The 12649-nt window shown below is 68.3% G+C and carries 14 protein-coding genes; 13 read left to right on the top strand and 1 reads right to left on the bottom strand.

Annotated features, from left to right (window positions below; translation table 11 throughout):
- Positions 1 to 143: 143 nt before the first annotated feature.
- Positions 144 to 2516 (top strand): DNA polymerase II, encoded by a 2373-nt coding sequence (locus AC07OH_RS11105; protein WP_495300650.1) that lies wholly within the window; start codon positions 144 to 146, stop codon positions 2514 to 2516.
- Between the two features lie 25 nt (positions 2517 to 2541).
- On the opposite strand, the gene AC07OH_RS11100 is transcribed toward AC07OH_RS11105, so the two are convergent.
- Entirely contained in the window at positions 2542 to 3372 is an 831-nt protein-coding gene (locus AC07OH_RS11100) for an IclR family transcriptional regulator (protein WP_492676519.1), read from the bottom strand.
- Between the two features lie 76 nt (positions 3373 to 3448).
- On the opposite strand from AC07OH_RS11100, the gene AC07OH_RS11095 reads away from it, so the two are divergent.
- From AC07OH_RS11095 to AC07OH_RS11040, 12 genes are all read left to right on the top strand, one after another.
- Positions 3449 to 4606 carry an acyl-CoA dehydrogenase family protein gene (locus tag AC07OH_RS11095; RefSeq protein WP_495300649.1) on the top strand — a complete coding sequence of 386 codons (1158 nt, stop codon included), beginning with the start codon at positions 3449 to 3451 and terminating at the stop codon, positions 4604 to 4606.
- Entirely contained in the window at positions 4603 to 5742 is a 1140-nt protein-coding gene (locus AC07OH_RS11090) for an acyl-CoA dehydrogenase family protein (RefSeq protein WP_495300648.1), read from the top strand. The genes AC07OH_RS11095 and AC07OH_RS11090 overlap by 4 nt, the downstream gene beginning before the upstream one ends.
- Before the next feature lie 36 nt (positions 5743 to 5778).
- Positions 5779 to 6747 carry a Bug family tripartite tricarboxylate transporter substrate binding protein gene (locus AC07OH_RS11085; RefSeq protein WP_495300647.1) on the top strand — a complete coding sequence of 323 codons (969 nt, stop codon included), beginning with the start codon at positions 5779 to 5781 and terminating at the stop codon, positions 6745 to 6747.
- On the top strand, positions 6747 to 7964 hold the full coding sequence (locus tag AC07OH_RS11080; protein WP_495300646.1) for a CaiB/BaiF CoA transferase family protein: 1218 nt from the start codon (positions 6747 to 6749) through the stop codon (positions 7962 to 7964). The genes AC07OH_RS11085 and AC07OH_RS11080 overlap by 1 nt, the downstream gene beginning before the upstream one ends.
- A gap of 222 nt (positions 7965 to 8186) precedes the next feature.
- Complete coding sequence (locus tag AC07OH_RS11075; protein WP_180288527.1) at positions 8187 to 8333, top strand: hypothetical protein; 147 nt, start codon at positions 8187 to 8189, stop codon at positions 8331 to 8333.
- Positions 8334 to 8349: 16 nt separating this feature from the next.
- Positions 8350 to 8934, top strand: a complete 585-nt coding sequence (locus tag AC07OH_RS11070; RefSeq protein WP_495300645.1) for an A24 family peptidase — start codon at positions 8350 to 8352, stop codon at positions 8932 to 8934.
- 33 nt (positions 8935 to 8967) lie between these two features.
- Positions 8968 to 9804, top strand: coding sequence for a Flp pilus assembly protein CpaB (gene cpaB, locus AC07OH_RS11065; RefSeq protein ID WP_495300644.1), 837 nt, complete (start codon positions 8968 to 8970; stop codon positions 9802 to 9804).
- A gap of 135 nt (positions 9805 to 9939) precedes the next feature.
- Positions 9940 to 11394, top strand: a complete 1455-nt coding sequence (locus tag AC07OH_RS11060) for a type II and III secretion system protein family protein (RefSeq protein ID WP_495300975.1) — start codon at positions 9940 to 9942, stop codon at positions 11392 to 11394.
- 12 nt (positions 11395 to 11406) lie between these two features.
- Positions 11407 to 11700: a hypothetical protein gene (locus AC07OH_RS11055; protein WP_495300643.1), complete on the top strand. Its 294-nt coding sequence runs from the start codon at positions 11407 to 11409 to the stop codon at positions 11698 to 11700.
- Positions 11701 to 11838: 138 nt separating this feature from the next.
- Positions 11839 to 12048 carry a Flp family type IVb pilin gene (locus AC07OH_RS11050; protein ID WP_495300642.1) on the top strand — a complete coding sequence of 70 codons (210 nt, stop codon included), beginning with the start codon at positions 11839 to 11841 and terminating at the stop codon, positions 12046 to 12048.
- A gap of 106 nt (positions 12049 to 12154) precedes the next feature.
- On the top strand, positions 12155 to 12334 hold the full coding sequence (locus AC07OH_RS11045) for a Flp family type IVb pilin (RefSeq protein ID WP_495300974.1): 180 nt from the start codon (positions 12155 to 12157) through the stop codon (positions 12332 to 12334).
- Between the two features lie 105 nt (positions 12335 to 12439).
- On the top strand, positions 12440 to 12616 hold the full coding sequence (locus AC07OH_RS11040) for a Flp family type IVb pilin (RefSeq protein WP_495300641.1): 177 nt from the start codon (positions 12440 to 12442) through the stop codon (positions 12614 to 12616).
- Positions 12617 to 12649 lie beyond the last annotated feature (33 nt).

Here is a 12649-nt window from a genome sequence, read left to right as displayed (position 1 = left end):
TCGCACGCCCGGGTGTCTGATCGAAGCGCGTCATTCGGCACGCAGACGCGCAACCGGCTGTAGCGAAGGTCTGTCCGGCTGTGCAGGCGAAAATCGCCTGTGCCCAAGTCTGCCCTCCCGCTCCACCCGATCTCCCCGCGCCCGTGACCTCCACAGACCTCCAGGGCTTCATCCTCACGCGCCACTGGCGTGATGCGCCCGCCGGCACGGAGATCGAGTACTGGCTGGCGACCGAGGCGGGGCCCAGGAAAGTGGTCCTGACCTCCCGCAGCAGCGTCGCGTTCGTCGCCGCCCGACACCGGGCGGCGGTGGAAGCGCACCTCGCGGCCATGCCGGGCGTGCAGCTGCGCGAACTCGCGCTCCAGAGCTTCCAGCAGGAGGCGGTTCTTGGTGTCTATGCCACGCACTTCCGCCAGCTCGGCCGCTTGGCACGCGCCCTCCAGGCGCAGGGCATTCCGTTGCTCGAAGCCGACGTGCGCCCGCACGACCGCTACCTGATGGAGCGCTTCATCACCGCCGGCGTGCAGGTGGAAGGCGGGCGGGCAGAGCGCGCCACGATCGTCGACTGCAAGCTCAAGCCCGCGCCCGAGTTCCGGCCGGTGCTGAAGGTCGTGTCGCTGGACATCGAGACGAGCCAGCATGAAGGGCTCTATTCGATTGCGCTGGACGGCACGCCGGAGCGCGTCGTCTTCATGCTCGGCGAGCCGCCGCCCGAGCCGGATGAGGCGATGGGCTTTTCGCTCGTCTACTGCCCGACCCGCAAGGCCATGATCGAGCAACTGAACGACTGGTTCGAGCGCAACGACCCCGATGTCGTCATCGGATGGAACGTCATCCAGTTCGACCTGCGCGTGCTGCAGAAGACCGCCAACGACTGCGGCGTGCCGTTCCTCCTGGGGCGGGAGCGCCGCCCCATCGAATGGCGCACCCATCCGGGCAAGCAGGGCTACCTGTTCGCGCCCACGCCAGGCCGGGTCATCCTCGACGGCATCGAGGCGCTCCGGGCTGCGGTGTGGAGCTTTCCGTCCTTCAGCCTCGAGAACGTCTCGCAAACGCTGCTCGGTGAAGGCAAGGCCATCGGCGACGAGTACGACAAGATGGCCGAGATCGAGCGGCGCTACCAGCACGACAAGCCCGCGCTCGCGCTCTACAACATCCGCGACTGCGAGCTGGTGCTGCGCATCTTCGACAAGGCGAAGCTGCTGCAGTTCATGATGGAGCGCGCCCAGGTCACCGGCCTGCAGGCCGACCACTTCGGCGGCTCCATTGCCGCGTTCAGCCACCACTACCTGCCGCGGATGCACCGCCTGGGCTACGTGGCGCCGAGCGTGGGCGAGATCGCGAGCAAGGCCTACCCCGGCGGCTACGTGATGGACTCGAAGCCGGGCTTCTACGACTCCGTCGTGGTGCTGGACTACAAGAGCCTCTACCCCTCGATCATCCGCACCTTCCTGGTCGATCCGGTGGGCCTCGTCGAAGGCTCGAATGCCGCCGATCCGACCGGGCTCATCCACGGCCCGCAGGAGACCGTCTTCTCGCGCGACAGGCACTGCCTGCCGGAGATCGTGACCACGCTGTGGCGCGCGCGGGACGAGGCCAAGCGCGCGAAGAACGAGCCGCTGTCGCAGGCGCTGAAGCTGCTCATGAACTCCTTCGCCGGCGTGCTGGGGGCCTCCGAGTGCCGGTTCTTCAACCCCAAGCTGGTGTCCGCCGTGACGCTGCGCGGGCACGAGATGATGAAGCTCACGCGCGAGTTCGTGGAAGAGCGGGGCTACGAAGCCATCTATGGCGACACCGACTCGATCTTCATCTGGCTCAAGCGCACCCACACCAACGACGAGGCGCACGCCGTCGCGGCCCGCCTGGCGGCCGACATCAACGCCTGGTGGGCACGCACGTTGCGCGAGGAACAGGGCCTGGAGAGTTTTCTCGAGATCGAGGTCGACACCCACTACAAGAAGTTCTTCATGCCCACCATCCGCGGCTCGGAGGTGGGCAGCAAGAAGCGCTACGCCGGTCTCAGCGTGGATGCCGCGGGCAAGGAGGAGATGGTGTACCGCGGCCTGGAGATGGCGCGCAGCGACTGGACCCCGCTGGCACGCCAGTTCCAGGAGGGCCTGCTGTCGCGCATCTTCCAGGGCGAGCCCTACAAGGCGTTCGTGACCGACTATGCAAAGGCGACGCTGGCAGGTGCCAAGGACGACCTGCTCATCTACCGAAAGCGCCTGCGCCACCGGCTCGATGCCTACCTGGTCAACGTGCCGCCGCAGGTGCGGGCCGCCCGCATCGCCGACGAGCACAACGTCCGGGTCGGCCGGACCCAGCAGTATCAGAAGGGCGGCTGGATTCAATACGTCATGACGCGGAACGGACCGGAGCCGCTGGAAACCCGCCACTCGCGCATCGACTACGAGCACTACCTGACCCGGCAGCTGCAGCCGATTGCCGATGCCATTCTTCAGCCCATGGGGGACAGTTTCATGGCCTTGACGACCTCGCAACGCGGACTCTTCTAGCCGAGAGCGCCTGCGCGACATCGCTTCACCGCAACCCCGACTGCCGATCCGCCGCCCCCACCAGCTGCACCAGCCCCGGCCCGATGGTGTCCAGCAGCTGCGCCTTCTTCCAGTGAAACCCCGGCACCGCGCAGTTGAACAGCAGCCGGCGCGGCCCGTAGCGAACACGCGCCGCCGCGCCTGCGGCAAGCACGCCGAAGCCTGAATCGCCGAGGTTGATCGCGAAGCCGCGCTTGGCGTAGTTCGCGACGCTCTCGCGCACGCCTTCGAGACAACGTGCGTGCTCTTCGGGCCGCTCGCGCTTCACGCGGGCCAGGAACTCCTGGCGCTCGCCCGCAGGCAACTGCGCCAGCCACGCACGGCCCATCGCGGTTTCGACGATGCCGCGCACGGCGCCCACGCCGGGGCGCTTCAAGGTGCCGCCTTCGTGGGCACACGTTTCCAGGTAGACCACGTCGAGGTCGTTGGTCACGCCGACCGACACCGCGCCCTCGATGCGGTCGGCCAGCTGCTGCATGGCCGGGCGCAGCATGGCGAGCAGGGGCGTGTTGATGACGTAGGGGTAGCACAGCGCCACGGCGGCCGGGCCGATGAAGTAGCGGTCCAGGCGTTCGTCGTGGTCCAGGAAACCCATGGCCAGCAGGGTGCGGCACAGGCGCGAGACGGTGGGGCGCGGCAGGCCCAGCTTGGTGGCGAACTCGCTGTTGGCATGCGCGCGCGGATCGCTCACAAAGGTCTGCAGGATGAGCAGGCCTTTGGCCAGGGTGCCGGCAAAGTACGGGTCTTCGTCCCGCACCCGGCGCAGGTCGTCGGAGTCCTTCATGGGCTGGCGTCGATTCTGGGTGGGGCGGGGCATGGGTGTGAATCGCAGTTTCAATAATTGAAATTCAGTGCCGGTGATTGTGGACCTGCTTCCTACAGTCGCGGCCACCATGATCCGAGACACCCCCCACTTCGAGGCCCTGCGGGCCGACATCCGCGCCTTCGTTCGCGAACGCTGGCATCCGCTGGAAGACCAGGTCAGCCGCGACAACGATATCCCGCCCGACGTGGTCGACGAACTGCGGCGCAAGGGCTACTTCGGCTGGAGCATTCCCGAGGCCTACGGCGGCCTGGGCCTCACGACCGAAGAGCTGGTGCTGTGCGCGATGGAGCTGTCGCAGTCGTCGGTGGCGCTGCGCGCCCGCGTGGGCACCAACACGGGCATCGGCTCCGAAGCGCTGGTGGCCGACGGCACCGAGGCACAGAAGCAGCGCTGGCTGCCGCGCATGGCGACGGGCGAACTCACCGGCTGCCTGGCGCTCACGGAGCCCGAGGCAGGCTCGGAGGCGAGCAACGTGCAGACCACGGCGCGCCGCGAGGGCGACCACTACGTGCTCAACGGCAGCAAGCGCTTCATCACCAACGCTCCGGTGGCCGATGTGTTCACGGTCATCGCCCGCACCGAAGACGGCTCGAAGGGCAGCAAGGGCGTGTCGGCGTTCCTGGTCGAGCGCGGGCCGGGCCTGACCACAGGCGCGCCCTACCGCATGATGGGCCAGGCCGGCTCGTTCGTGTCGGACGTGCACTTCGACGAATGCCGCGTGCACGCCGACCAGCTCATCGGCGGGCGCGAGGGCATGGGCTTCCAGACGGTGATGAAGGTGCTCAACAAGCAGCGTCTGCACCTGGCGGCGCTGTGCACGGGCCCGGCCATCCGCATGCTGGACCTGGCCATGGCGCACACCAGCAGCCGCCATCAGTTCGGCCAGGCGGTGGCCGACTTCCAGCTGGTGCAGGCCATGATCGCCGACAGCCGCACCGAGATCTACGCAGCGCGTTCGATGATCCTCGAGGCGGCACGCGCACGCGATCGCGGCGAAGACGTGGCGATGTCGGCTTCGATGTGCAAGTACTTCGCATCGGAGATGTGCGGCCGCGTGGCCGATCGCGCGGTGCAGATGTTCGGCGGCTCGGGCTACGTGGCCGACTTCAGCCCCATCGAGCGCTACTACCGCGACGTGCGCCTGTTCCGCCTGTACGAGGGCACGAGCCAGATCCACCAGCTCAACATCGCCAAGCTGGCGCTGCGCGAGGCGGGTGCGCGATGAACGTGCGCACGGACCTCGTGGCACGGGTGCGCGATTTCGTCGAGCGGCATTGCATCCCGCTCGAATCGAATGCCCATGTGCACGACCCGCGGGCGATGGACGCCGCGCTGTCGCAGCTGCGCCCGGTCGCGCGCGAGCGGGGCCTGTACCTGCCGCAGATGCCGGTGGAGGAGGGCGGGCTGGGCCTGTCGTGGGTCGAACGCGCGGCGGTTTTCGAGGAGGCCGGCCGAAGCTACCTGGGCCCGGCCGCGTTGAACTGCGCGGCGCCCGACCAGCCCAACATGATCAGCCTGCTGCGCCAGGGCACGCCCGCGCAACAGCAGCGCTACCTGCGGCCCTTGGCTGAGGGCCGCATCCGCTCGTGCTTCGCGATGACCGAGCCGGCGCCCGGCGCGGGTTCCGACCCGTCGATGCTGCGCACCACCGCGCGGCGCGCGAGAGACGGCTGGGTCATCGACGGCCACAAGTGGTTCATCACCGGCGCGGTGGGCGCGGCCTTCTGCATCGTGCTGGCGCAGACGGACGAGGGACCCACGCAGTTCATCGTGGACATGGACCACCCGGGCCTTTCGCTGGCGCGCGCCATCCGCGCCATCGACCCCTTCGCCGTCGGCGGCCATGGCGAGCTGCGCTTCATCGCCTGCCGCGTGGGCGCCGACGCGGTGCTGGGCGAGGTGGGATCGGGCTTCGTGGCGGCGCAGCAGCGGCTGGAGCCTGCGCGGCTGTCGCACTGCCTGCGGCTCATGGGCCGCGCGCGGCGCGCGCTCGAGATCGCGCAGGCCTACGTGTGCGAGCGCACCTCTTTCGGCGATCGGCTGGCCGACCTGCAGCAGATCCAGGCGATGGTGGCCGACTGCCACATCGACCTGCATGCCAGTCGGCTCATGAGCCTGGACTGCGCGCGCCGCATGGACGAGGGCCTGTCGGTAAAGACCGAGTCGGCGATGACGAAGGTCTTCGTGTCCGAGGCCCTGAACCGCGTGGCCGACCGCGCGGCGCAGATGTGCGGTGCGCTGGGCATGTCGGAAGACGCGCCCATCGCCCTCATCGTGCGCGAACTGCGGCCGTTCCGCATCTACGACGGCGCCTCCGAGCTGCACCGCGCCACGCTCGGGCGCCGCTTCCTCACGCACTGACACGTTGAACACACACAGAGAAACTGGAGACTGACGATGACGTCCTTGACCAAGAAACTTTTGCACCTGACCGCAGGCTTCGTACTCAGCCTGGCCGGCTCGCTGGCGATGGCCGCCTTCCCCGACCGCCCCGTGAAGCTGGTCGTGCCTTTCCCCGCCGGCGGCAGCACCGACCTGGTGGCGCGCGAGGTGGCGCTGGAGCTGGGCCATGCGCTGGGCCAGCCGGTCATCGTGGAGAACAAGCCCGGCGCCGGCAGCCTCATCGGCTCCGAGCTCGTGGCCAAGTCCGCGCCCGACGGCTACACGCTGCTCATGGCGGGCCTGACCAACATCTTCCTGCCCTACGTGCACAAGGGCCTCACCTGGAACCCGGTGGACGACTTCGTGCCCGTGGGCCTGGTGGCCGACCTGCCCAACGTGATCGCGGTCAACGCGAAGACGCCGTACCAGAAGCTGCCCGAGCTCATCGCCGCCGACAAGGCCAAGCCGGGGCAGCTTGCCTTCGGCTCGGCCGGCCCGAGCACGCCGTCGCACCTGGTGTGCGAAATGATCAACCACCAGGCCGGCATCAGGATGCAGCACGTGCCCTACAAGGGGAACGCACCGGCGGTGAACGACCTGATCGCCGGCCACATCCCGGTGATGTGCAACAACCTCGGTGGCACGTTGCCCTACATGAGCAGCGGGCAGATCCGCATCCTGGCGCAGACCGGCCGCACGCGCTCGCCCTCGGCGCCCGACGTGCCCACCTTCGCCGAGCTGGGCCTGCAGGGCTTCGACAGCGGCCTGTGGGTGGGCATCGTCGCGCCCAAGGGCACGCCCGATGCCGTCATGCGCCCGCTGCGCGCGGCACTGGCCAAGGCCTTGCCCGCGGTGAAGGACAAGCTGGCCAAGCTGGGCGCGGCCGCGCTCGACCCGTCGCTGCCCGCCTACGGCCAGCGCATTGCCGCCGACCGAAAGCTGTGGGACCCGGTGCTCAAGCGCGTCGACCTGAAGGGCAACTGATGGGCCAGCCTGCCGACCACGCGCCCCTGCACGGGGTGCGCATCCTGGACATGGCGACCGTGCTCGCCGCGCCGTTCTCGGCCACGCTGTGCGGCGACATGGGCGCCGACGTCGTCAAGCTCGAGCTGCCGGGCGGGGGCGATCCGCTGCGCGGGCTCACGCCCGTGCACGAAGGCCATCCGCTGTTCTGGAAGACCGCGAACCGCGGCAAGAAGGGCATCTCGCTGGACGTGCGCAAGCCCGAGGGCCGCGCGCTGTTCCTGCGGCTCATCGCCGGCTTCGACGTGCTGGTGGAAAACTTCCGCACCGGAACGCTGGACGGCTGGGGCCTGGACATCGCCACGCTGCACGCGGCCAACCCGCGGCTCATCGTGCTGCGCCTCACGGGCTTCGGCCAGACCGGGCCGTATGCGCGCCGGCCGGGCTTTGCGCGCATCTTCGAAGCGATGAGCGGCTTCACGCACCTGACCGGCGAGCCCGACGGTCCGCCGCAGCACATGAACTACCCGCTGGGCGACGTGGTGGCGGGCCTCTTCGGCGCCTTCGCCATCAGCACCGCGCTGGCCGAGCGCAATGCATTGCCGCGCGATCGGCAGCGCGGCGCCGAGATCGACCTGTCGGCCACCGAGGCGATGTCGCGCCTGCTCGATCCGCTGGCGGCCGAACACCGCATCGGCGGCGTGGTGCGCGAGCGCACCGGCTCGCGCGCCACCTACACCGCGCCGTCCAACGTGTTTCGCGCGGCCGACGGCGTGTGGTTCACGCTGGTGGGCACGGGCGGGCCGATCTTCGCGCGCATCTGCCGTGCGATCGGCCGCGACGACCTGCTCACCGACGCGCGCTTTGCCGACAACGCCGCGCGCCTGCGCCACCTCGAGGCGCTGGACCGCATCCTGGCCGACTGGTGCGCGAGCCTGCCGTTCGCGGACCTGGCCGTGCGGCTGGACCGCGAGGACGTGCCCTACAGCAAGGTGTATTCGATCGCCGACCTGCGGGCCGACCCGCACATGCAGGCACGCGGCGCCTTCATCGATGTGCCCGACGAACAGTTCGGCACCGTGCCGGCACCGGCGGCCGTGCCGCGCTTCGTGGGGCGCGAAGGCGTGCGGCCGGCCGCCACGGGACCGCGCACGGGGCAGCACAACGGCGAGGTGTATGGCGAACTGGGCCTGGGCGAGGCGCAGCTCGCGGCACTGCGCGACGCACAGGTGATCTGAGGCGCGCCTGCGCTTTCGCCCGCCCTTTCGCCCGCCCTGTCGGGTAGTCGTTTTGTCATGCACGCCCCCGCGCCGCCGCGGGGCACCTGACCCCCTCAGAAAAGGGCGCTCCGCTCATGTGCGAAAGCGGTGCGATTCCTACAGTCATCCCCATGCCGAACGCTTCTTCCCACGTCGGGAAGGCCAGCGGTTTCGGCCGGTCACCACCACCGGGGACGCCGCATGGAACCGCTCGAAGTCCTGCCGAGAACCGCCCTGAGCCTGCTGCGCGAAGACGCCGGCATGTCGTTCATGGAGTTCGCGCTGATCGGTGCGCTGGTGATGGTCGTGGTGCTTCTGCTGCTGCTCGCCCTGCGGCGCAGCGCCTGAACACGGGGAGCGCGCCATGCAGGAATTCAACGCTGTCCTCGAACTGCTCGCGATGCTGGCGACCGACATCCGCATGCTGGCGCTCTTCGCGCTGCTCGGCGTGGCGGCGGTCAGCGACTGGCGCTCCTACCGCATTCCCAACTGGCTGACTTTCGGCGGCGCGTGCTTCGCCCTCATCTACGTCACGATGGCGGCACGCACGCCGTCGTCGGGCGCGGCGAGTGCATTCGGTGGCCTGGGCGTGGGCTTCGCCGCGATGCTGCCCTTCTATGCGCTCGGGATCATGGGCGCGGGCGACGTCAAGCTGATGGCCATGACCGGGGCCTTCCTCGGGCCCCAGCAGACGCTGATGGCCGTGCTCTTCACTTTCATTGCGGGCGGCGTTGCAGCGCTGGCCTTCGCGATCCATCGCCGCCGCCTGGTCCACATGCTGGGCAACGTCAAGACCGCGGCGCAGGGGATGCTCATTTCCGGTATGGCGGGCGTGCGGCCCGACGGGCGCCTGCAGGCGAGCCAGTCCGTGGGCAAGTTGCCCTACGGCCTGTGCATCGCGGCGGGCACGGTGGTCCAAGTGCTGGCGCACCAGCTGGGCTTTGTCTAGCTCCTACATGTTTCACCCCTGGCGGAGGTTCGTATGAAGAACATCAAGGCGATCGGGCTGATCTTTCTGGCCCTGCTGTTCGGGCTGGCGGCCGCGGTCTACGCGACCGGCTGGATCTCGCGGCAAAGCGGCATCGCGTCCAACAAGGTGGTCGTGGCCGCCGTCGACATCGACCTGGGCAGCCGCGTCAATGCGCAGATGCTGTCCACGGTCGACTGGCCCAGCGGCTCGATACCGAACGGCGCATTCAGCGACATCAAGGCGCTGAACGACCGCGTGGTGAAGGTCGGCGTGCTGCGCGGTGAAGCGCTCATGGAGGGCAAGCTGGCGCCGGTGGGCACGCAGGGCGGGCTGTCGGCGGTGATCGCCAGCGGCAAGCGGGCCATGACGGTGCGCGTCAATGACGTGGTCGGCGTGGCGGGCTTCGCGCTGCCAGGCAACTACGTCGACGTGATGGTCAATGCCCAGCAGGAAAAGGGGCGCGGCGAAGACGCGCTGCAGATCAGCAAGACCGTGCTCGAGCAGGTGCTGGTGCTGGCCGTGGCCCAGGAGGCCAACCGCGACGACACCAAGCCGAAGGTCGTGAGCGCGGTGACGCTCGAACTCTCGCTCGAAGACTCCGAGAAGCTCGACCTGGCACGCAGCGTGGGCACCCTGTCGCTCGTGCTGCGCAACCAGATGGACAAGACCACGGTCGCCACCCTGGGCATCACCAAGGGGCAGCTGTTCGGCGAGAAGAAGGACATCGTGCCGGTCTCCACCGCGGCACCGGCCCGCCCGCGTGTGCAACGGGCAGCGCCCGCCGCCCCGCGGTCTTCCGAATGCGTGGAGGTGATCCAGAGCGCCTCGCGTTCGGTCACCTGTTTCTGATCCGTCCGTCAGGAGGAACACCAAGTGCGTCCATTCACCACCACCACCATCGCCCGTTTGCTGGCGACCCTCGCGACCGTGGCGACACCCGCCCTGGCTGCGGAGGTCGTGGCAACCGCCCCGGTCACGGCCGCCATGCCCGCCGCCACTGCAGCCGCTGCAGCCGCCACGCCCGCCGCGGCACGGCCCGCGGCCACCGCGGCCAGCGGCAATGCATCCGGCAGCCGGCGGTGCACCGCCATCATTCCGGACGACGAGCCGACCTACGCCGTGCTCGGCAAGTCGGTGGTCATTCCGTTGAAGGCGCGCGCGGTGCGCATCGTGGTCAGCGGCCAGCCGCAGCCCCAGAGCCCGGCGCCCGCGCCGGTGGCCGCCCCGCAGGGCGCGGCGCCCGCGGCGGCGCCCCCTGCGGCCCGCAGCGACGGCGTCGGCGACATCGAGGTCACGCTGCTGAGCCCGACCGACCTGTTCTTCCGTGGCCGCCAGGCCGGCTCGATGAATGTCGTGCTCCAGAGTGCCGACGGCACCTGCCACATCAAGGACGTGATCGTCACCATCGACCCCGGGGCGCTGCAGTCCAAGCTGGCGGAGCTGATGCCCGAAGAGCGCGGCATCCGCGTGCGCAGCGCCGAGCGTTCCATCGTGCTCACCGGCGAAGTCAGCGACGCGTTGAAGCTCGACGACGTGATGAACCTGGCCTCGGCCTACGGCGCCGAAGGCAAGAAGGTGGTGAACCTGCTGCGCGTCGGGACGTCCCAGCAGGTGATGCTCGAAGTGAAGATCGCCGAGGTCAGCAAGACCCTGCTCGACCGGCTGGGCGCGCGCGTCGGCCTGGCGCGCACGGGCAACGGAGGGCTGAACAACTACTCGCTGGTCTCCAACTTCCTGAGCGCGGGCGGAGGGCTGGTCCAGGCGCTGCGCATCGGCCGCACCGCCGTGAGCATCGACGGTCAGAAGGACGACGGGCTGGTGCGCATTCTTGCCGAGCCCAACATCATGGCCATCAGCGGCCAGCAGGCCAGCTTCCTGTCGGGCGGCAAGATCTTCATCCCCGTGGCGCAGAGCGCCGCTACCGGCAGCGGGACGAACATCACGCTGGAAGAGAAGGAGTTCGGCATCGGGGTCAAGTTCACCCCGACGGTGCTCAACGGCGACCGCATCAACCTCAAGATGGTGTCCGAGGTGTCGGACCTGTCGCAGACCGGTTCGCCGTTCACCACGGTCGGAGGCGTCACCGCCGTGCTGCCGTCGCTCACCGTGCGGCGCGCCGACACCACGGTGCAGCTCAACGACGGCCAGAGCTTCGTCATCGCCGGGCTCATCAAGAGCAACGCGACAGAGTCCATCAAGCGTTTCCCAGGCCTTGGCGAGGTGCCGGTGATGGGCGCGCTGTTCCGCAGCACCGAGTTCCAGAACGAACAGACAGAGCTGATGTTCGTCATCACGCCACGCCTGGTGCGTCCGCTGGCCCAGTCGCCGCGCGTGCCGACCGACAACCACGTCCCGCCCAGCCGCGCCGAGGTCTACCTCAACGGGGCCCTCGAAAGCAGCACCCCGGCCCCGGCCGCCCCGGCCAGCGAAACCCCGTGAGGAGCACACGCCATGTTCATCAGATCCACCACCCTTGCGCTTGCATGCCTTCTGGCGACCGGCTGCTCCAGCGTGACGCCCCACTACGACGCGCGCTTCGGCGAAGCGGTGCGGGACGCCAAGAAGAAGATGACGCTGAACCCGAACGCCGGCAAGAACGGCGACCCGGTCATGGGCATGGACGGCCGCGCGGCGCGCGAGTCGATGGTGCAGTACCAGGACTCCTACAAGACGCCGCCGCCGGCGGTCAACGTCATCAACATCGGCGGCGGCATTGGTAGCCAGAGCGGCGGCTCGGGGAAATGACAGGCCGCGTGAGGCGGATTCATTCCATTCGAGTCTTCACATGGAAAGGAGAACGCGACGAATTGCAATGAAATTTTTCCACCACCACTCTTTTTCGAACCCGATTTCCAACTGTTCAAACCTTGAAAGGAAAGAACCATGAAAAACTTTCTGAAGGCCATCGGCCAATCGACACGCGGCTTCATGCTCGAGGAAGAAGGCGCACAGGTCGTCGAGTACGCGCTGATCATCGCGGTCGTCTCGATCGCACTGGTCATCGCCTTGAGGGCGCTCACCACCGGGGCCACCTTCACGAACTTCATCGGTCGCGTCAACACGTGCCTGAACGGGCCGGGGCCCTGCGTCTAAGCGGCGTTCAGGGAGGGGAGCGGGTTCGGTCCTCCGGCCCGCTTCGTTCCACGCGTTCATGCGCTTCCACCTGACTCTTTTTTCACCACAAATCGAGGTCATCACCATGTTCAAGAGATTCCTGAAAGACGAAAGCGGTGCTCAGGTCGTGGAGTACGCGCTGATCATCGCCGTCGTTTCCATTGCGCTGGTTGTTGCGCTGCAGCTGCTCGCCAGCGGGGCGCCATTCACGAACTTCATCGGTCGCCTGAACGTGTGCCTGAACGGGCCGGGTCCCTGCGTCTGAGCGGTGTTCAGAGAGGGGAGCGGGTCGGGCCCTCCGGCTCGCTTCGCTTCACCTTTCCACCCGTTTCCATGTGACTGTTTCTCCACAAGAGCCGAGGTCATCACCATGCTCAAGAAACCCCTGAAGGACGAAAGCGGTGCCCATGTCGTGGAGTACGCGCTGATCATCGCGATCGTTTCCATTGCACTGGTGCTCGCGCTGCAACCGTTGGTGACCGCAGCGGATTTCGGAACTCTCACCGCCCGGATCGTCGTCTGCCTGAGCGGCTCCGGCTGCGCGTAGGGCAGAAACGCCTTCTCCATCGTCCAACAAGAG

It is taken from the genome of Variovorax sp. GW821-FHT10C12, assembly GCF_059415405.1.
The sequence above is the reverse complement of the archived record's forward strand: the minus strand, read 5'-3'. Positions and strand labels throughout refer to the sequence as shown.